Origin of the sequence: Cysteiniphilum marinum, from assembly GCF_014857925.1 — a bacterium.
Lineage (GTDB): Bacteria > Pseudomonadota > Gammaproteobacteria > Francisellales > Francisellaceae > Caedibacter > Caedibacter marinus.
The window spans coordinates 111,739-132,448 of sequence record NZ_JACYVZ010000003.1 but is presented as its reverse complement, the minus strand read 5'-3'; the positions used below and the strand labels follow the sequence as shown (position 1 = coordinate 132,448).

General features: G+C 38.6%; 16 protein-coding genes. 2 read left to right on the top strand and 14 right to left on the bottom strand.

What is annotated here, in order from left to right:
- Window positions 1-123 precede the first annotated feature (123 nt).
- The 3 genes from IE867_RS03125 to IE867_RS03115 form a co-directional block, all read right to left on the bottom strand.
- On the bottom strand, window positions 124-1,500 hold the full coding sequence (locus IE867_RS03125) for a leucyl aminopeptidase family protein (RefSeq protein ID WP_192483320.1): 1,377 nt from the start codon (window positions 1,498-1,500) through the stop codon (window positions 124-126).
- A gap of 109 nt (window positions 1,501-1,609) precedes the next feature.
- On the bottom strand, window positions 1,610-1,792 hold the full coding sequence (locus IE867_RS03120) for a hypothetical protein (RefSeq protein ID WP_192483319.1): 183 nt from the start codon (window positions 1,790-1,792) through the stop codon (window positions 1,610-1,612).
- On the bottom strand, window positions 1,783-3,357 hold the full coding sequence (locus IE867_RS03115; RefSeq protein WP_192483318.1) for an SMP-30/gluconolactonase/LRE family protein: 1,575 nt from the start codon (window positions 3,355-3,357) through the stop codon (window positions 1,783-1,785). Before IE867_RS03115 ends, IE867_RS03120 begins: the two co-directional genes overlap by 10 nt.
- A gap of 196 nt (window positions 3,358-3,553) precedes the next feature.
- On the opposite strand from IE867_RS03115, the gene IE867_RS03110 reads away from it, so the two are divergent.
- Both IE867_RS03110 and IE867_RS03105 read left to right on the top strand, forming a co-directional pair.
- On the top strand, window positions 3,554-4,291 hold the full coding sequence (locus IE867_RS03110; protein WP_192483317.1) for a response regulator: 738 nt from the start codon (window positions 3,554-3,556) through the stop codon (window positions 4,289-4,291).
- 134 nt (window positions 4,292-4,425) lie between these two features.
- The gene (locus IE867_RS03105; RefSeq protein ID WP_192483316.1) at window positions 4,426-5,676 is read left to right on the top strand and encodes a sensor histidine kinase; all 1,251 of its coding nucleotides are present in this window, start codon (window positions 4,426-4,428) and stop codon (window positions 5,674-5,676) included.
- A 17-nt stretch (window positions 5,677-5,693) separates the two neighbouring features.
- Here IE867_RS03105 and IE867_RS03100 read toward each other — a convergent pair whose 3' ends face one another.
- The 11 genes from IE867_RS03100 to hypF form a co-directional block, all read right to left on the bottom strand.
- Window positions 5,694-7,988: a bifunctional diguanylate cyclase/phosphodiesterase gene (locus IE867_RS03100; RefSeq protein ID WP_192483315.1), complete on the bottom strand. Its 2,295-nt coding sequence runs from the start codon at window positions 7,986-7,988 to the stop codon at window positions 5,694-5,696.
- 759 nt (window positions 7,989-8,747) lie between these two features.
- A complete protein-coding gene (locus IE867_RS03095; protein WP_192483314.1) occupies window positions 8,748-10,748 on the bottom strand; it encodes an Lcl C-terminal domain-containing protein in 2,001 nt (666 codons plus the stop codon).
- Window positions 10,749-11,029: 281 nt separating this feature from the next.
- Window positions 11,030-11,944 carry a HoxN/HupN/NixA family nickel/cobalt transporter gene (locus tag IE867_RS03090; protein ID WP_192483313.1) on the bottom strand — a complete coding sequence of 305 codons (915 nt, stop codon included), beginning with the start codon at window positions 11,942-11,944 and terminating at the stop codon, window positions 11,030-11,032.
- Between the two features lie 7 nt (window positions 11,945-11,951).
- Complete coding sequence (locus IE867_RS03085; protein WP_225629941.1) at window positions 11,952-13,277, bottom strand: Ni/Fe hydrogenase subunit alpha; 1,326 nt, start codon at window positions 13,275-13,277, stop codon at window positions 11,952-11,954.
- Window positions 13,274-14,086, bottom strand: coding sequence for an NADH-quinone oxidoreductase subunit B family protein (locus IE867_RS03080; RefSeq protein WP_192483312.1), 813 nt, complete (start codon window positions 14,084-14,086; stop codon window positions 13,274-13,276). Before IE867_RS03080 ends, IE867_RS03085 begins: the two co-directional genes overlap by 4 nt.
- A gap of 1 nt (window position 14,087) precedes the next feature.
- Window positions 14,088-14,939 (bottom strand): FAD/NAD(P)-binding protein, encoded by an 852-nt coding sequence (locus tag IE867_RS03075; RefSeq protein WP_192483311.1) that lies wholly within the window; start codon window positions 14,937-14,939, stop codon window positions 14,088-14,090.
- Window positions 14,936-16,069, bottom strand: coding sequence for a 4Fe-4S dicluster domain-containing protein (locus IE867_RS03070; RefSeq protein WP_192483310.1), 1,134 nt, complete (start codon window positions 16,067-16,069; stop codon window positions 14,936-14,938). The genes IE867_RS03075 and IE867_RS03070 overlap by 4 nt, the downstream gene beginning before the upstream one ends.
- 15 nt (window positions 16,070-16,084) lie before the next feature.
- The gene (hypE, locus tag IE867_RS03065; RefSeq protein ID WP_192483309.1) at window positions 16,085-17,110 is read right to left on the bottom strand and encodes a hydrogenase expression/formation protein HypE; all 1,026 of its coding nucleotides are present in this window, start codon (window positions 17,108-17,110) and stop codon (window positions 16,085-16,087) included.
- Window positions 17,107-18,207 (bottom strand): hydrogenase formation protein HypD, encoded by a 1,101-nt coding sequence (gene hypD, locus IE867_RS03060; protein ID WP_192483308.1) that lies wholly within the window; start codon window positions 18,205-18,207, stop codon window positions 17,107-17,109. The genes hypE and hypD overlap by 4 nt, the downstream gene beginning before the upstream one ends.
- Window positions 18,204-18,440, bottom strand: a complete 237-nt coding sequence (locus IE867_RS03055) for a HypC/HybG/HupF family hydrogenase formation chaperone (RefSeq protein ID WP_192483307.1) — start codon at window positions 18,438-18,440, stop codon at window positions 18,204-18,206. Before IE867_RS03055 ends, hypD begins: the two co-directional genes overlap by 4 nt.
- Window positions 18,403-20,688, bottom strand: a complete 2,286-nt coding sequence (gene hypF, locus IE867_RS03050; protein ID WP_192483306.1) for a carbamoyltransferase HypF — start codon at window positions 20,686-20,688, stop codon at window positions 18,403-18,405. Before hypF ends, IE867_RS03055 begins: the two co-directional genes overlap by 38 nt.
- Window positions 20,689-20,710: the final 22 nt, after the last annotated feature.

The following is a 20,710-nucleotide window of genomic DNA, read 5'->3' as shown; positions in this document are numbered from 1 at the left end:
TAATTTCCCCTCACACACGCAGCTTACGCTGCGCGAGCAATATTGCAGAGGGAGAGGCAAGAAATAGCGTAATGTATTGCTTCATTATTACGATGGTATTTTATCAAGGGTATTCAATGATCGTCATACATCTAAGTGTGTTTTAAGCATCTCATATGCTGCGCGAATACCCATGGCCTCACCACCAATCATTCGCCCTGGCATATTCGAGATATTCCATGCCATTAAATCAAAATGAAGCCATGGTGTATTATGCTCAATAAAGCTTTGTAAAAACAATGCAGCACTAATACTGCCAGCGTATGGTACAGATGCACAGTTTTTAATATCTGCTACCTGACTCTCTAGGAGCTTGCGATAAGAAGCATATAACGGCATACGCCACACAGGGTCTTGTACTTTTTCTGCTGCTAGGCTTAACTTATGTGCCCAGTCCTCATCGTTGGCAAAAAATGCTGACATCTCAGTACCAACAGCAATGCGTGCTGCTCCCGTTAATGTCGCAAAATCCATTACAAGACTTGGTTTCTCACGCGTTGCTTCAGTTAAAATATCCGCTAATACAATCCGCCCTTCAGCATCGGTATTGGTCACTTCAACGGTTGTGCCATTATACATTTTAATCACATCGCTTGGGCGATAGGCATTGCCTGAAATCGCATTTTCAACCGCTGAAATAAGGACGGTTAAACGCACTGGCAATTGTGTATCCATAATCAAACGTGCTAATCCCAAGACTTGTGCTGATCCACCCATATCCTTATGCATCAAGAGCATACCACTAGCAGGTTTAATATCCAAACCACCGGTATCAAAAACAACACCCTTACCCACAAGTACAATATGTGGATGTGCTTCATTACCCCAATCTAGGCGAATACGTCTTGGTGCTCTGGCACTGGCACGCCCCACCGCATGAATACCACGATAGCCTTTTGCTAATAGATCATCGCCCACGATTTCTGAAAAAGTAGCCGAAAAAGTTTGCGCTAACTTCTGAGTTTGTCGCGCAATCTCTTCAGGACCCATATCTTGAGCGGGTGTATTGATCATATCGCGCACTAAATAAATTGCACGTAAGGTTTTCTCAACCTCAGCAAACTTCTTGGGTAAATATAATTTAATGCTATTCGTCTTTTTGTCTGACTTATACGTTAGAAATTGATAACAACCTAAGCCAAATGCCAAATAGAAAAGCTCAGAATCAACGACATCAAAAGGATCCGTAATCTGATAATCACCATGCGGCAATGACTGACATAAGCCCGCCATTGACCACATGTCTTTAATATCGACAACAACCAATGCCGCAGATAACTCACCATCACCATTAAAAAGTAAAGCGCTCTTACCAGAGATGGCTTTAAAGCTTTGTGCTTTAAGCATATTTTGCTTTGATTGTTCTTGCTGCTCTAACCAACTTTGGTATTGATCAACAGGAACAACAATTAACTCAACTGCTTCTTTTTTGATTGTTTTGTAAAAACATGAAAATGCCATAATAACCTCACAACAACTTAATTGATGGAAGTATATTAAAGGATTACCAAGGATTTGAAAGTGTCACCTGCAAAATATACCCATTGTAAATCATTTTGATGCTCTTGAACTAGGTGGCTTGATTAATCAATTGGGGCCGCAAACAGGCAATGATGTAGGTATTAGTAAAGGTATAGGTAAATGGATACGTCACACCTTTGGCAGCATTTGTTGGGGTATTTTGTGTCTTGGTAGTTGTTACTGTAACATTTGAAAAACCTATATCAGCAAGTGGTTCTCTATCTAAATCCAATTTTTACCTTTAACAACAATCACATCACCATGATTGTTCTTAATTATGCTTTGGCTGACAAAATACAGATTAGCTAAATCATCTACTTGCATATCAAAATACGAAACAGAATGTGTTAATAATGTAGCTAATTCAGCGCTATAATCATGCCAAATATGTGTTGTTAAATCATAGCGATCAAAGTACACACTATTTTCTCGGGACATTTCTGACTCTGGCGCGATGTAAGCAAAATATAAGCCTCCTTTTATTACCTTAAATCGAATTGAATTATCATGATTATTACCAGAATTATCACCATAGAAGGTTGATAATTTTAGGGTAGAAACTTGATTAAATGCACCTCCAGTATAATGATAAAAAGCTGCATAGTTTCCTGCAGATGCTGGCAGCACACCAAATGCGAGATATAGGCCTTCATTTTTGTCATAGCTTAAATGAATATCATCAATATTTGCCATCGGCAATATGGCATTATGAGTTAATGACTGCCAAGTTTTTGTATTGATATTATATTTCTGAACCTGCACTCCAGAATAAACATATGCGACATAGATATTACCATCACTATCTACTGCTAAACCAATTTTTGTACCATTAATCGCCTTAAATGGTGTGGTGATTAGTTCATTAGTCCCTGTCTTTGAGTTATATACATCAACATAAACAGTACCATCATAAGCCTGAGCATTGCTAAATGCTGCATATATTCGATCTTTATCTGGATTAGCTTTTAAAGTAATCACACCAGATGACGTAAGATGTTGCGTATTTGCAACAACTTTGGTCTTTCCATTTCCATTTACCGTATACTGCAAAATTTTAGCATAGCCATCATCACCCATTTCAAAATTTGAAATAGCGAAATAACGATTACCTTCGCTATCAGAAATTGCTGCATCAAAGTTTGGTGCGTTCGTTTGTTCAAATTTAAGTAATTTCATAAAAGGTTGCCAACTTGCATCGTCTAAGTTAAGAGCATACCAATCAGTACGATTGTATGGACTGCCATAGCTATTGATCAAAATTTCTGGTAGTTGTGTTGCTTGGTTAATACTTATCAAGGCACTTTCAACATCCTGAGCAGCATTAGCATTAACCAAGTCATTCCCTAGCTTAGAAAAACTTATTCCTTGGCTTGTTTTGATGGTTATACTATCAACAACGTTATCATGATCAACTACAACTCCAAGTCTATGTGACGCACACACATCATCCTGAGCAACCTCTATAGTAAAGGTTAGAGGCGTTGCATCTACCATAACTTGCTGTACCTGTGGAGTTATTATAAGTTGAGTTGAGCAATTAGATTCATCAATTAACTTCACCTGATGTGTCTTGGAATCTGTTACACCAACACCTTTATCTTGCTTCGATTTTAATGCAACATCTAATTGATAATGATGCCCTGCAATAAGAGTATTAGGATTCCCCGAAAGTACGACAGTAAAGTTCTCATTTTCATTCTGTGATGAGCTACCATTTCCTGAGCCACAGCCTACTACCAATAATATACTGGCGATTATTAGTGATAAACCTTTAAATCTAGATGTGAGAAATTGCATAGTTACCCCAGAATTTAATAAAATAAAATTTCGGAACAAGCTTAAAACAAAAACATAACTAAAATATGTTTATATATGTAAAAAATATATATTTTAACTGCAACACATATGAGAGACTTAGTTTTCCTTGAAAAATAATCAAAAAAGCTTTTAATTATGTTTAGAAGCAATAAAAAGATGTAAGGACTGCAAGTCAATGACTTTAACCAATAGCCAAGTAGATTCGATTAAAAACATTCTTATCATTGATGATGATAAAGAGATCACCAAAAGCTTGATGCAAACACTTAAAGGTCGCTTTAATATTGATGCACTTGCCATTCATCACCCCAAAGAAGTCAGCGCAACACTAACTCAGAAAAAATTTGATGCTATTTTACTTGATTTAATGTTACCTGAAATCGATGGCATTGAAGTATGTCGCCAAATTCGTGCGATCACCAATACGCCAATTGTGATGATCACCGCGTCACAAGAGGTTTCTGAGCGCATCTTAGCGTTTGATGCCGGTGTTGACGATTTCTTAGTGAAACCCTTTAGCACACTTGAGCTTATGGCGCGCATTAATGCCATCTATCGACGCATGGCACAGGCTTCACCTGAGCTTAAAGATAAGATTTATCAGTTTGATCGTTGGCAGTTTGATACGCGCACGTCATTGCTAACAACTACAAGCGAAGAAGTTCAATTGTCAACGGCAGATGCTAATTTACTGATGGTTTTTCTTGAGCATCCACGGCGCATTTTGGAACGTGAATTTCTACTGAATCAGACCAACACCAGTAAACGTGATATTTATGATCGTGCAATTGATGTCCGCGTTGGATTGTTACGTAAGAAAATTGAAGAAGACACCAAACACCCTAGGCTTATCCAAACGCATCATGGGCGTGGTTATGTATTTAATTCAAATGTTATTAAAAAAGCGACCTAAATTTATCCCTGCATTACATTAATTGCTCAAACACGAAAATTTCATTTTAGCGAAAGAATCTTTGATTAATCATCTTGCTTTTTAGAGTCGAATCAACGACATTTTATAATTATTAATATCACGTATGGATCAACATGAAAAAACATTTCAATCTACTGTGCATTATTGCTTTTTTTTGCTTAAGCTTTATTTGCATTAGCTACCTTTTTATAAGTGCATATCGCCAGATCAATGAAGATATTCACGCAGAACTGCATCATAAAATTGCATGGGAAATTGCCAAAATAGTCAAATATGGTGAAGATGACGATCTTAAGAGCTTCATTCAAACCTTTGATAGTCAGCATTTCTCAGATATAAAAATTCAGCGTATCGAGCTTGAAATGGCTTTATCCACTGATCCACAGTTTCACCCAGATTACACCATCAAAAATGCGCAAGATCTTGAGAATAAAATACTTCAGCATCAAGATAACACGCATAAATTCTCAGTTTTTATTCATAAAAACCTATGGCTTAACATTCATGCTGTTAAAAATTATCATTACTTTTTTTCTTTATTTACCGCTGAATTTGCGATCATCTTACTGATTGTTATCTTGTTTCTATTTGCTTGTTGGTTATTGCTGAGATTATATCGTTTAACTGAACTAAGTCAGCAGATGTTGATCGAACTAGGACTTCCGCAGAACAGCTCCATTTACCTTGGACTTATCTCTGGTCCCAAAGCCTTATTTGAGCAAATGAAGTTGCGTATTCACAACCTAACACGCACACGCGCACAATTGATGTCATCGATTTCGCATGATATCAAAACACCGTTAACACGCATGCGCTTTCGCTTGGAGCAGCTAGAGTTAAAAGGTGACACGGATGCGATAAAAAGCATATCAGATATTGATCACATCAATGAGGTGGTACAAGGCTTCTTATCACTGTCTAACCTTCATTTACAACAGCGTAAGAAAATTGACCTAAACCTCATGTTACTGACACTGCAAGACAACTACGCTGACATGGGGCATCGCATTGATTATACGGAAACACCTAACACTATTGTTTATGGTTCGGCACAAGTATATAACCGCATTTTGACCAATATCCTTGATAATGCCTTTCGTTTTGCCGATAGAGTTGACATTAGCTTAACACAAACCAAAGAGCTTATTGAACTGATCATTATTGATCATGGACAAGGGGTTGCTCATGACAAGTTAAACAAAATAACGCAATTAGGATTCTCTGAGAATAACACAGATGCTAAAAAGCACTATGGCCTGGGTCTAGCCATTGTTCATGAGCTAGTGAGCCTCACCGGTGGCACGATTATCTTTGAAAATGACCATACTCTTGGACTTAGAGTCACAATGACCTGGAGAGGTTAATTCCATTATGGAAAAAACTATCCTGACACATAGGGTAAATCGCCAATCAGAAACTGAATAAAATCTTTTGCTGTCAGTGGTTTTGAGAAGTAATATCCTTGGATATAATCAACCTTAAGGTTTTTAAGTAAATTATATTGTTCAAAAGTCTCGACGCCTTCGGCAACAATATTAAGACGAAGTGCTTTACCTATTTCAATAATTGCCTTAACTACTTCAAGATCATTTGAATCCTTAAGAATATCATCGATAAAGCTCTTATCAATTTTTAACTCACTAACGGGCAGACTTTTTAAATAGCTAAGCGATGAGTATCCAGTGCCAAAATCATCAATAGACAGTCGAACACCCATTTCTTTGAATCGATTAAGTATTTCTATCGATTTTTTAATACTCTTTAAGAGTGTTGTTTCAGTGACTTCCAGTATAATGTCACAGCTTTTTAAATGATATTTTTTAAGCAATGATTCAACAATTATGTTAATGTTATCTTGCATGATTTGTACGGCAGAAAAGTTAATTGACATAAAAATTTTTTGATCAAAAATTTCTGGGTATTCTTTTTTCCACTGATGCAGCTGCATAAAACTATTTTCTAGTATCCATCGACCAACATCATACATTAGCCCTGTTGATTCTATGATAGGTATAAACTCACTTGGTGGAATAACCCCTAAATCTTTATTTGTCCAGCGAAGTAAAACTTCAAATCCTGATACTTTTTGAGTGCTCGCATGAATGATTGGCTGATAAACTAAAGAAAATTCATAGTTAGAAACCGCATCCAATAATAATTTATTTATTAATAATTCACGTTGATAAGCTTCGTTCATTTGTGCAGAAAAAAACTGATACTGATTTTTTCCAAGTCGTTTTGCTTGGTACATTGATAAATCTGCAATTTTTAAAAGTGTTTCTGCTTTCGTAGCATCTTGTGGAAAAATTGATATGCCGATACTCATATTGACTTTTAATCTGTGTTCAAACACTTTTAATGGCTTTTGAAAAAAGTCACGAATTCTTTTGATTAAAGCGCGAATAATATCTCGATCAATATCTCCAATTAATAGAATAGCAAATTCATCCCCGCCCATACGAGCAATGAAGTCTTGATTTCTCATGCATTTTTTAAGTGTTTGTGTAAAAGCTTTCAAAAAGGCATCCCCAATTTCATGCCCTAATGTATCATTTACAGCCTTAAAATCATCTAAATCAAGATATAATAAAACAACGGTCTTTTGTCTTTTTTCTGCTTTCTTTATTAAATCAGAGAGTGTTTCCAGAAAGTAGAGTCGATTGGGAAGATTGAGTAAATGATCTGTCCTTGCTTGTGATTGAAGTTCATTGGCATGCATAAATGCTCTATGCCTGCTTTTAAGAAAGAATATAAACCCTATGTATAAAAACAAGCTAACCGTGATGCTTATTAGAAGAATGTAAAATGAGTCATTTGTTTGGAGCTCTTTGAAATAAAACATTTTAGGCGTAATATTAATTTTCCATATTCTTCCATAAACTTTAAGGTCAAAAGTTTTATCCCATGACGTATTAAGAAATTTAGATGATAGATATTCTTTACTTTGATATATAACTTGATTTGCATCTCGTATTTGTAAATTAAAATAATCTAATTTATTGCCTATAGCACCTTGAACTAGTTGATATACCGTAAATGGGGCATAGACTGCTGCATAAAAGTCTTCATTTTTATATACAGGAATATAAAGCAAAAATCCTGGTGTTTTCACCTTGTCTTGTACTAGTTCTATTGGTGCTGTAATAGTGGGTTTGTTGCTATGTATTGATGAAATAAGCGCAGAGTAGCGATTTTCTTCATGTGCCATGTCTAAGCCAACGGCTTTTCTATTCCTTTCTATTGGCTCTATGTAAGTAATAGGGTATAGTTTTTCACGTGAGTGCTCAGGGTAAACAGTAACGTTATATCCTTGCTGACGATATTTGGATTCAAAGTCTTCCTTTAATGAACGCTCTAAAGGAAAGATCACGCCAATACCATTAATACCAGGATACTTTATATGGACTTTAACTTGATTGGCAAATTTTCGCCAAGCGTTATATGGAATGTCATAATCAGATGCAATAATATATGCTCTACCAGCTTCTAATGTGTCAATGTATCTTTGTAGACGATTTTGGATGCTCATTACAGTTTCTTTTGCCTGTTGCTCATATTTAATAGATAGAGTAGAATTTGCTTTGTTATTGACATAAAGCCATAGTGAAAGACTCAGTATTGTCAGGGGTAATATGACAGCTAAATGTGTTAAAAAATACAATAACTTCCTTTTCATAAATATTTCCAACCCGCTTTATTTATAAATCTAGCTTATAGCAATCAAAAAACAACTGCCTTACTATACTTTAGATTAGCGTAGCCATAAGGTGTATTTATGTCAAATCGAAGTGGAAACCAGCCATATCAGCAAGCTAACAAAAATAAATCGACGAAAAAACCTTCTCTGCATAACAACTCCAGGCGGATTTGAATCAACGACATTTTATAGTTATTAATATCACGTATGGGTCAACATGAAAAAACATTTCAATCTACTGTGCATTATTGCTTTTTTTTTGCTTAAGCTTTATTTGCATTAGCTACCTTTTTATAAGTGCATATCGCCAGATCAATGAAAATATTCACGCAGAACTGCATCATAAAATTGCGTGGGAGCCGGTGGTACAATTATTTTTGAAAATGATCATACCCTTGAACTTAGACTCACCATGACTTGGAGACAGCAAAAGGGGTTTACATCCTTGTGATCAACTCTTAGCAACAAAGGGGAGGGAGTGTTATTGAGTCGTAGCGTCCTGCCACGAAAGTTATTCTCTCAAATGCTTAGCCTGTAAGATAGAGGAAATCTCTAGAGTTTACTTAAGAAATCACTGTTTTATCATGGCGAATATCTCACAAGGACATAATGTAACCTTAGTTATTAATATTCCATGACAATAGACTCTCTGCCTCATCAATGTTTTACAGTGAGGAAAATGCTTCATAATATGCCATCTATTTCTTTCATCCTCTAAATAATCAAATCACCTAATAATCAATTGGGTCCGCGAACAGGCAACACATAGTTATTGGACGTCTGATAGTAGTTGTAAACGCTACCATTATTCATATTAACGAACCACGCGAGACCGCCTGAGGTAGAATAAACTGTGCTACTCCAATATCCATTGTTCCAATATCCATTTGTTTGAATATTACTAAAACCATTTGCATTTAACCAATTTGCTGGTGAAACTGTATCTGAATAATTCACAAGGGATTTCAACTCATTAATTGTTGGCAAGCGCCAGTCGTTATATCCACATAACGTTAAATTTTTAGCATAACTTGTTGCTTGGTTCCAGTTTTTCTGGCCAGTAGCATTACCATCTTTAACCCACATTAAACCCGTTAATTTATCATATTCAGTATCATTACAAGGCGTGTTGTCTGCCTTCTTAGCAGGCTCAAATCTTTGGGTAGGCCATTGACCAGGCCCCCTGTCTGTAGGATTTGTATTTTGAATAACAGCCTCTCCGCTAGCAAAACTATTGGGTCCGCGAACAGGCAACACATAGTAAAAGGTAGTCGCTTGATAGAAGTTGAACACGGCACCATTATCCATATTAACGAGCCACGCACTGCCGCCTAAGATAGAATAAACTGTGCTACTCCAATATGGATGCATTTGAATATTACTAAAACCATTTGCATTTAACCAATTTGCTGGTGAAACTGTATCTGAATAATTCACAAGGGATTTCAACTCATTAATTGTTGGCAAGCGCCAGTCGTTATATCCACATAACGTTAAATTATCGGCATAATTTGTTGCTTGATTCCAGTATTCCTGGCCAGCAAAATTACCGTCTTTAACCCACATTAAACCCGTTAATTTATCATATTCAGCATCATTACAAGGCGTGTTGTCTACCTTCTTAGCAGGCTCAAATCTTTGGGTAGGCCAAGCCCAGCCTTTTTCGGCAACATTAGGAGCTGTATTGATTGGTGTGGTAGCTAATAACCCCACTACTAAAGAGGAACTGGTTAAAGTCACATTACTACCCTTCGCGTAATGCAATGTCGAACTCATACTCTTATTACCTTCGCTTCCTGGTGTGAATGTTCCTTGCCAAGTACAGCTACTATTTGCCGCAATTGATGTGACCCCATTACAACTACTCTTCGCTGTATCTATTGTAAAATCTGGCGCTGCAAAATCATTTGTAAAGCTTACCCCCGTCGCAGCCAATGTCCTATTGGTATTAGTAAAGGTATAAGTAAATGTATAACTTCCCCCTTTGGCAGCATTTGTTGGAATATCTTGTGTCTTAGTGCCTGTAATAACAACATTTGAAAAACTCACATCAGCAAGCGGTTCTCTCTGTAAAGCTAATTTCAATTGACCCACCACACCATTTTCTCCTTTTATTAGAAAATGGCAGCTCTGCTCAGGATCAAGCTTATTAGTACACGTGTTATCTGTAATTAAAACTGCGCCAATCTGCATGTTATCTTGGTCAACAAAATATGGCTTATCAAAATATGCTGTTACATTGCTCGTGTTAGTCACTGATACATAATTGTTATAGCCAGTAGGCAAAACCTCTTGCGAGTTAAGGTTAACACTTAATAGATGCTTTTTAAGTGTCGCACTTTCAGTCTTACTCACTCCATTAGATAACTTGATCACAAAATTAAATTCTTCAGTGTCTGCTGCTTCTTTTTTTAATGATGTCATTAATGTGCAGGGCTTCCCAACAGCAATGTTTTGGCAATCATTCTCAACCATAATATTTGCATTAGGCACAGTCTCAATAGAATAAGTTACCCCATTACCATTAGAAGCTGAAGTTAAAGAACTCTCACCATTTAGTGTCTCAACAAGTATATCAAATTTCTCACTCGCAGATTCAGAAACACTTAGCTCGCTAGTATATGTCGCCTTGTACGCTGTTGATGAACCGCTAGTTTCACCACCAGTTTGACTAGAACCACCACATCCAAGAAGCAAAGAAGTCTGCAAAGTCACAATCATTAAGCTTAGCTTTTTCATAATTCAAATTCCCCGTTTAACACTTAAATAACATTCTAATTTCTTACGCACCCCTTAGCGTGTTTAGACAGCATAGCTCAACAAAAACACATACATATGTTTATATATGTAGAAAATATGCATTTTGCTATTTATAAATATTGATCATTAAATTCTCTTGCAAAACAATCTAAAAAGCTTTTAATTATGCTTATGAAGCAATAAAAAGATGTAAGGACTGCAGCCAATGACTTTAACCAATAGCCAAGTAGCTTCTATTAAAAACAAGCCCATGGATCATTTCACAGCGTTTCTTGCTTTTTAAATATCAATGCTACAAATATACCAAATAGCAACAACACTAAACCGCCACCAAACCACGGCGAGTGATCACTGACAAAAGCAATAGCGCCATAGACATCAAGGTCAAATAATCCAAATAACTGAATAAACCCGACAATAAATGACGCACTGATCACGATCAATAGTATCGCAATATTGTAGCGACGAAAGATCTGATCATTTAGTTTTTGAGTATTGATAAGCTTGGTCATTAATAATGCATCTAATGAATCAACCCATGTCATACCAAGTGCAAAGGCAACTGGCAATGCCAAAATAAGCCAGATTGATTCACCACTTAATGATGCCGTTGCTGCTAATCCTAAAAGAGCAATTTCAGTGGCTGTGTCAAAACCAAGCCCAAATAAAAAGCCAACTGGATACATTTTATAAGGCTTATCAATCATTTTAAACAAAGGCTTTAACCAACGTGTTAAGGGCGAATGTGTATGTGTGTTTTGTTGATGTTTAATAAGCTTATACAGTGATAATACATTCATCCCTCCTGTAAGCCATAAAAAGGCAATTGATACAATCGATCCAATCACAGCGCCAATACCAATGATACCAAGGCTCTCTGCTTTGCTTAGACTGCCCCCTAAAATAACCAGCAAAGTCAGCAAAAACACAACACTAGAATGCCCTAGCGCAAAGAACAAGCCAGTTGTAACACTGGGTTTGCCTTTTTGTGCTAATTGACGCGTCACATTATCAATGGCGACGATATGATCAACATCAAAGCCATGCCTAAGTCCTAACATAAAAGCAATAAAAACCATGCTCAACAAGCTTAAATGTTGGTAAAAGGCAACAGCAAACATTACCCACAGTAATAAACTGATAAGAATAAATCCACGAAAAAATCTTCTATGCATAACAACCTCATGCGCGTTTGATATTCAATGTCAGAAAGTGAGCCGAACACGAAATACATGGGTCGTAATTACGAATCACCATTTCTGCATGCTGCCTTAATTCATCGTCTGATTTATCCAACCCAAACTTGGTTAATGACTGCTTAAGATCGGCCTCCATACAAGCTAAGTTTTGCGCAGTTGGCGGTGTAATACGGATTTTTGTCGCACACCCTTTGTCATCAAACTCAAAGTAATCAATCTGAATTCCACGAGGTGCCTCTGTCGCACCCCACGCCTTGCCTGCCTTAAAGCTCACATCAACATAAGGTTTATCTGGATATTCATACGCTTCAAATAGTCGCAGTATCTCACCAATCGCGTAATAGCATTCGATTGATCGCGCCAAAATACTATGAAAGATATTATTACTTGGAAACGAAATACCCGTACTATTAGCAAGCGCTTGAACCTCTTTGGGTAATTTATCAAAATTCAAATTCAGACGTGTTAATGGTGTTGTTAAATAGGGTTGTCCATCGCGTGTTGAGTGAAGTGCTGTTGATTGTGGCGCATGAAACTCATAGAAATGCTCATCCCATTCTTCGATTGGAAAACACTCACCTCTGTTGGTTACGACATGTTCAGCAATCACCGGATACTGTCCACTGACATCCGTTAATGCTACTTGTAATACTTCATCAAAGCAGACATCAGGATAAGGTAATTGGGCAAACCACATCACGACATCTTTGGCATCTTTTAGCGCTTCTTGTAGTCGTGGGATAAGTGCTTTGATTTCTTTAGGCTTAGGTGCTCGATAGAATCCACCGACTTTAATCGCCCCAGGGTGCACCGATCTGCCACCAAATAATGACAAAATATCATTACCTAAATGCTGCAATCTAACTCCACGCTTGACTTCATTAGGAAAGTCTTTTGCCATTTCAATCGCTGAATGATATTTCAAAAAATCAGGAGCAGCTAAAATATGTGTATGCAAATAATGTGACTCAATCCATTCACCGAGATACATCACTCGTCGCATTGCATGCACCCAAGGGGTCACTTCTACCTCAAAAGCTTTTTCCATCAATGTCACGACACTCATTTGGTACGCCATCGGGCAAATACCACAAATGCGTGCTACCGCATCAATGATCTCATTCGGTTCACGTCCTTCTAAAAACTTCTCAAAATAGCGTGGTGGCTCATAAATACGCACATGACATTTGGTAATTTCATTATTGTTAATCTCTAAATCAAGCGCACCTTCACCTTCGACGCGCGCTAGAATAGGCACTTCTATTTTCGTTGTTTTGGCATTATTTGCCGTATTCATTTGATTACTCATGCGTTATCTCCAGCCTGCTTGAAACCTTGTTGCTGATTATTGATAAAATGATATTTATGCGCAATCTCTTCATCAGTTAGCCCCATTGATTTTAGCTTTGCCGTCATTGCATCAAAATTGGCATATTTGGAAGCACCATAACAGCCATAACATCCGCGATTAATATGTGGACAAAGTGCATCACAACCATTAGCCGTCACAGGTCCCAAGCACGGTTCATTACGTGCAACCATCACACAGGTGATTCCACGATGTTTACACGATGTGCAGACAGGTTCTACCACCTTTTCTGGCTCAACTTTAAATAATAGTTGACGCACCGCGTGATACATCTGCTCGGAACTTACCGGACATCCTCTGATTTCAAAATCAACGGCAACATAATCCTCAATCGGTTTTGCGGTATCTAATTCCATTTTATCAATCACATCAGTGTGTTGCGGGTAGATATCTTTCATCCAACCTTCAAACTGTTGACGGGTAACATTATTTCTTAAAGCTTGAATACCACCTGTTGTTGCACATGCGCCCATCGTAATAAGATATTTGCTATTTTCACGAATCTTTTGAATGCGATGTACATCATGCTTGGTATTAATACTGCCCTCAATAATCGCAATATCCACTTTGGCATCTTCGTCAACAGGACCTGCTTCAGCAAAGTGTTTGATCTCAACCAATTGTGATAATTTCAACAGGCGCAACCCATCATTAATAAATGCCAATTGACAACCATCACATGAGCTAAACTTATGTACAGCCAGTGTTGGTTTGTTGTTTAGATTTCTTAATTTACTCTCATGCGACATCTTACACCCCCTTGATTGACAACAGTTTTTCAACTTGCGGATAGGCATAAACGGCACCATCTTTGCAGATAAACTCTTTGCCCATCTGGCAATGCCCACAATGCCCAATCGCACATTTCATACTGCGCTCTAATGAGACAAATACTTGATGCTCTGGCACCCCAATATCAATAAAACTACGCGCAACATTTTTCATCATAATCTCAGGGCCAACACTCATCACATAAGTATTTTGATAATCTAGCTTAAGATCTTTAACCGCTTCGGTGACAAAGCCTTTATACCATTGCCATGGACCAAATGACTCGCCCTCAGTTGCCGTTACAATCACCTGTGTATTTGGGATGGCATTCCAACGCGTATATTTATCCTGATAAATAAGTCCTTCACTGTGACGCACACCTTGCACCACATAAATCCGCCCATATGCTTCGCGGTTTTTTAGCATCATTTCAGTTGCCGCTACCAATGGCGCGTTACCCAACCCACCGGTCATAATTACAACATCTTTGCCTTGTGCTTCATCCACTGGCCAACTGCTGCCAAAAGGTCCACGAATACCGACCTTTTGACCTTTCTTTAATTGATGCATGCCTTGTGTTATGCGTCCAACGACTTGAATGGTATGTTCAAAAACATCATGGTTAAACTCACGATCATTAACAATCGAGATGGCCACTTCACCCACACCATAAAGATAAATCATATTAAATTGACCAGGTTTGAAGCTGTATTTCTGGCGTAAATCCGCATCACACAAACGTAAACGCAGGGTAAAAATATCTGCTGCATCTTCAATAAAGTCAATAATCTCAGCCTCATGTGGCAAATAAGCATCTTGTGGGTAAATCATGCTTTTTTCTCCTGCTTTTTCTGCTTATTCTGCGTCTCCTGACAGAGAATGTTTATTTCATCCGTAACATCAATGCTCACCGGACACCACGTAATACAGCGCCCGCAACCAACACAGCCCTTTGTTCTAAACTGCTCGCGCCAAGTGGAGAATTTATGTGTTAGCCACTGACGATATCGATGTTTAGGCTCCTCACGATATAACTCACCATGCGTGTAACTATGATCTAAACCAAAGCATGAATCCCATTCGCGCAAATGCGTACTTACTTGTCCTTCCAAATCAGGTACTTCTTTCTCGGTATGGCAAAAGCACGTCGGACAAGATTGTGTGCAACTACCACACGATAAACACCGTTTAGCAACATCATCCCATTGCGGATGATCTAAGTTAGCAAATAGCGCCTTTTCAACCGTTGCTAAGGGTGGGATGCTTTTCTCTTGCATTGCATATACCGCTTTGACTCTTTGTTCTGCTTCATAGGTTTGCGCACCAGTAGCTGGGTTTAATTGCAGCTGCTCAATAAGCGCTCTGCCCTTGTTACTACCTGATTCAATGACAAAACCACCATTGATTTCCGTCATTGCCCATTCAAAGCCTTTATCAGCATATGGGCTATCACCTAAGCTAATGCAAAAGCAATTACTATGACAACTGGTACAATTAGCCGCAATGATAAACATCGCTTCACGTCGCGCCTTATAACGCACATCTTGATAGGCATTTTCGATAAACACACGATCTTGAATTTCAATCGCGCGCAAATCACAAGGTCTAACACCTAAAACAGCATATTTTTGTTTATTGAGCGCCTGCTCAAATGTCAACTTGCCAGTGTCATCATGCTTGACTTGCCATAATGCTTCTTTCTCTTTAAACAACATCGGCTTTACCGATTGCACTGGCAGACTCCACGCAAAAGCTTTGTTTTGATCGGTTTTTTTGACGTGATAGTGTGCTGGTTTCTGCTCATCAACGTAGCCCCATGGTAACTCCGCTGCTTTTTCAATATCATCATAAACAATCGCATGATCATCAACGATCGGTGCTTTTACCTCAAATCCCTGTGTCTTTAAGGTAATAATTAAATCATCTAAACGCTGATGCGCTAAAAAATAAAACTGACTCATTCTTCCTCCTTATACTTAGCAAATTCTTGGTAGTTGTTCGCCGCTTAGCCAATCAACGCGTCTAAGCCCGCCAAAGCTTGTTTGCATATTGACCGATGCATTGCCTACTTTATCAACCTTAGCAATCACACTGGCATTTTTACCTAACTCGTCTTGCTGTAAACATGCTAATACCTTCTGAACTTCGCTTTGATTACAAACAATTAAAACCTTGCCTTCATTTGCAATAAAAAGCGGATCCAAGCCCAATAACTCACAAGCAGAACGCACTTCTTCACTAACGACAAGTGCAGACTCATCAATGCTAATACCTACTTCATATTGGCTCGCCCATTCATTTAAGGTGGCAGCAACACCGCCTCGTGTTGGATCACGCATCGTCTTGATGTGACAACCTGATTGATGTAGCTTTTCAAGCAAATGATTTAGATTAATAGCATCACTTTGGACATCGCAATCAAAGCTTAAGCCCTCGCGCTTTGACATCACAGCAACACCATGCTCAGCAATCGCCCCATTGATAATGATGCAATCACCTTTCACTAATGGCTCATGTGTCACAAAGTCATTCATAACAACGCCTATCCCTGTGGTATTAATAAAAATACCATCGCCTTTGCCTTTCTCAACCACTTTGGTGTCACCTGTTACTAATTGAACATGGGAGGCTTTTGCCGCTTCTGCCATTGACTCAACAATCACTTTTAAATCACTCAGTGGCAAGCCTTCTTCTAGAATAAAGCCTACCGAAAGAAAACGCGGCTTCACACCTCCTACTGCCAGATCATTCACCGTACCATAAACAGCTAAACTGCCGATATTGCCACCTGGGAAAAAATATGGCGTAATTACATAACTATCGGTTGTCATCGCAATTTTACCATTGAGATTTGGCAACGTTGCTTGATCCTCACCTTGAGATAAATACTCATTGTCAAAAGCTTTCTTCATCAACTGATCAATCAAGCGATTCATCGCTTTGCCACCGGCACCCATCGCGAGATCCACCACACCTGATTTGAAGTTTAATTTAACACTCATGCCGGCACTCCTTGGTATTGATAATGTGCCGCACACGCTCCTTCAGAGGAAACCATACATGCTCCCATCGGCTGCTCTGGTGTGCAGGCAACGCCAAAGAGCTTACAGTCTTTAGGCTCTTTGACCCCTCGCAAGATATCAGGACATGCACATGCCTTATGCTCTTGCCCTTTCACGGTTGGTATATCAAAAACCACTTCAGCATCAAACTGTGCATATTTACCATTAATCTTTAATGCACTTTTGGGGATGAATCCTAACCCACGCCATTCAAAGCTATCTCGTAACTCTAAATACTCAGCAATTAATTGCTGTGCAAGGGTGTTGCCTTGGTGTGTTACCGCACGTGTGTATTGGTTTTTGACACCCACCTCATCACGATTAATCATCTGAATCAGCATCACAATAGATTGCAATACATCCAAAGGTTCAAATCCCGCGATCACCACAGGTTTGGCAAAGCGCGTTGCTACATCATGATACGCATCACTGCCAATAACAATACTGACATGTGAAGGGCCGACAAAGCCATCAATTTTGACTTCATCGGATAAGATGGCTTCCATCGCAATCGGTGTTAGCACATGATTGCAAAACACAAAGAAGTTATTCAAGCCTAACTTTAATGCTTTATCCAATACAACAGCTGTCGGTGGTGTTGTCGTTTCAAAGCCAATCGCAAAAAAGATCACTTTTTTATCTGGATTCTCTTGTGCCAACTTTAACGCATCTTCACTTGAGTAAATCATACGTACATCCGCACCGCGCGCTTTGGCTTTGAGTAGACTATCTTGGTTTGTGCCAGGCACTCGCAACATATCGGCATAACTGCAAAAAATCACATTAGGCTGTAAAGAAAGAAAAATCGCCTGATCAACGCGTGCAACCGGTAGCACACATACAGGACAACCTGGACCGTGAATCATCTTAATCTCAGCTGGCAACAGTCCTGTGATACCATAACGATGAATCGCATGCGTGTGACCGCCACAAAACTCCATCAGGTGATATTTTCGCCCACTTTGCACACTATTGTTAATCTCAGCAATAAGTCCTTTGGCGACTTTTGGATCGCGAAAAACCTCAATATAGTTCATAGATCACCTCGATCTTGTTGTAACATGTCAGCGAAATCTTTTAACGTTTGTTTGGCTTGAGCTTCATCTAGTTTACTAAGCGCAAAGCCAACATGCACAATCACATAATCATTGATATCAACCTGATCTTTTAATAATGCCAAGGAAATCTCTTTGCGCACACCACCAATATTAACCAGCGCTTGGTCATCGCCATTAAGCGCTATAATTTGCGCAGGAATCGCTAAGCACATGCTTTTTCTCCTTGTTTAATTTATTCGCAGCAAGCCATGCTTGCCCTAAACTGATTCCACCATCATTGACTGGGATTTTTTGTGACACAATCGCCTCTAAGCCAAATGTTTCTAGGTACTGTACAACTTGAGTTAACAGTACTTTGTTTTGAAAACAACCACCGGTTAATATCACTTGAGTAATACCTTTGTTGACTGCACTCTCATGCGCCCATAAGGCTAAAGCATAAGCTAGGGTTCCATGAAATAGCTCACTGCCTTTGTCTTTTGGCATACCTATTATTCTTGCGACTAATTGTGATACATCCAGTTGATTATTGTTTATATCAATCAAGCTTTTATCAACCCTAGGTACGTTAACCAATGCTTCAAGTTTCATTGCAGCTTCTGCTTCAAAGGTGTTGTCGTGACAAATATCTAACAAACTTGCTACACCATCAAATAGGCGACCCATACTTGTCGTATATGCTAGGTTTTCTTTGTTTTTCTCAAGTAATTGCAAAAAACTTGGCGCTTTTTCATTTGCCAATAGATGCTTTGGTACTTTTAATCCCAAGTCAACACACAAGCTAAGCGCCATACGCCATGGCTCTTTTTGCACACGATCACCACCTAAATAAGGCATAGATTGAAGCGCTGATATTCGTGTAAATTTAAGTACTTCAATATCACAATGATAAAGCTCACCACCTCGCGCCACACCATCATCACCCAAGCCAAAACCATCAAGCACAATCGCTAATACTTGACCTTGTAACGCATACTCCGCCATAGCTGCAGCAATATGCGCCTCATGATGTTGCACACGAATAAGCGGTAATTTTAAGCGCTCAGCAAACTCAGTCGTATACAGATCCGGATGCAAGTCACACGCCACTGCATTGAAACTCACGCCAAATAAATGTTGATAGTGATGAAATGCTTTTTCAAAGTATTCAATACTATCGACACTATCCATATCACCAATATATTGTGAAAGATAGGCTTCATTGTGGCTGACAAAACAAAAGGTGTTTTTCAACAAAGCCCCCGTCGCAAAGACACAAGGTAATTCATGATTAAGCTTAATCGTTAATGGCACAAAACCACGCGCGCGACGGATCATTATTGATTTATCTAAAACCACGCGCATCACGCTATCGTCACTTTGCATCGCAATTTGTCTATCATCACTCACGATCATATCGGCAATGGGTGCTAGCAATTGATAAGCTTGATCATTGTCTGCAATAATACTGCCACCAGATAAATTAGCACTTGTCACTACCAGTAATAGATCATTTGCTTGATGCAACCAATCACGATCTTTAGGTTGACCTAAGAGATAATAAAAAAGCAAATAATCAACGGCTGAACTTGGTAACATCACACCAAGCTCATTAAGATCAGGTGCGAGCATTTTCGGCAGCTGAGTCGTTGTTTTCTTTTCTAACAATACAATTGGACGAGCTGACGAGTTTAATAGCGTACTTTCTTCTTGATTACACTGTACATATTGCTCAATGCTAGCTTGATTTAATGCCATTAATGCGAAAGGTTTAGACGGTCTTTTTTTGCGTTGTCTTAAGCGCGTAATCGCTACTTCATTTTTAGCATCGACAACCAGTTTAAACCCGCTATGTATTTTCAACGCTAAAATGTCACCTTGTTTCAGTATTTGCACCATATCAGAAAAAGCATGAGATAATTTGGGGCCACACGCATAACAAGCCGTTGTTTGCGCGTGATAACGTCGATCTAAAGGATTGCGATAAACACTCGAGCAATCATCACATAATGGAAACTTGGAAAACGTCGTCGTTTCTCGATCATAAGACAAAGACTCGGTAACACTAAAGCGCGGACCACAATAAGTACAACTCGTGAAAGGATAAAGATAATAGCGACTATTTGGATCAAATAGCTCACTCAGGCAGTCGTCACAAATAACACTATCGGCTGGAATTTTGGTCTCGGACTTCCCTTCACTACTGGCTAAAATACTAAAATGATCAAATGCTTTAACAACAGTGATTTCAGTCATTTTGATATGTTCAATTTGTGCAAGCTTAGGTAATTGTTGCCTCATCAATGTGCAAAACTTCTTAGCTTCCTGATGTGTCGTTTGCAGAATAATCTCAACACCGTGAAGCGTATTTTGCACGCTGCCAAATAAATCGTTTTTTACCGCCAATACATAAATAAATGGTCTAAAGCCCACACCTTGGACAATGCCATTAACTGTGATTCTGACTGCTGTTATACCCATTTATTACCTAACCAATTCAAAA

Bases quoted from the DNA above. Each gene is read 5' to 3' on its own strand.
- IE867_RS03125 (WP_192483320.1), bottom strand. From the start codon at position 1,500: ATGGCATTTTCATGTTTTTACAAAACAATCAAAAAAGAAGCAGTTGAG.
- IE867_RS03115 (WP_192483318.1), bottom strand. From the start codon at position 3,357: ATGCAATTTCTCACATCTAGATTTAAAGGTTTATCACTAATAATCGCC.
- IE867_RS03110 (WP_192483317.1), top strand. From the start codon at position 3,554: ATGACTTTAACCAATAGCCAAGTAGATTCGATTAAAAACATTCTTATC.
- IE867_RS03105 (WP_192483316.1), top strand. From the start codon at position 4,426: ATGAAAAAACATTTCAATCTACTGTGCATTATTGCTTTTTTTTGCTTA.
- IE867_RS03100 (WP_192483315.1), bottom strand. From the start codon at position 7,988: ATGAAAAGGAAGTTATTGTATTTTTTAACACATTTAGCTGTCATATTA.
- IE867_RS03095 (WP_192483314.1), bottom strand. From the start codon at position 10,748: ATGAAAAAGCTAAGCTTAATGATTGTGACTTTGCAGACTTCTTTGCTT.
- IE867_RS03090 (WP_192483313.1), bottom strand. From the start codon at position 11,944: ATGCATAGAAGATTTTTTCGTGGATTTATTCTTATCAGTTTATTACTG.
- IE867_RS03085 (WP_225629941.1), bottom strand. From the start codon at position 13,277: ATGAGTAATCAAATGAATACGGCAAATAATGCCAAAACAACGAAAATA.
- IE867_RS03080 (WP_192483312.1), bottom strand. From the start codon at position 14,086: ATGTCGCATGAGAGTAAATTAAGAAATCTAAACAACAAACCAACACTG.
- IE867_RS03075 (WP_192483311.1), bottom strand. From the start codon at position 14,939: ATGATTTACCCACAAGATGCTTATTTGCCACATGAGGCTGAGATTATT.
- IE867_RS03070 (WP_192483310.1), bottom strand. From the start codon at position 16,069: ATGAGTCAGTTTTATTTTTTAGCGCATCAGCGTTTAGATGATTTAATT.
- hypE (WP_192483309.1), bottom strand. From the start codon at position 17,110: ATGAGTGTTAAATTAAACTTCAAATCAGGTGTGGTGGATCTCGCGATG.
- hypD (WP_192483308.1), bottom strand. From the start codon at position 18,207: ATGAACTATATTGAGGTTTTTCGCGATCCAAAAGTCGCCAAAGGACTT.
- IE867_RS03055 (WP_192483307.1), bottom strand. From the start codon at position 18,440: ATGTGCTTAGCGATTCCTGCGCAAATTATAGCGCTTAATGGCGATGAC.
- hypF (WP_192483306.1), bottom strand. From the start codon at position 20,688: ATGGGTATAACAGCAGTCAGAATCACAGTTAATGGCATTGTCCAAGGT.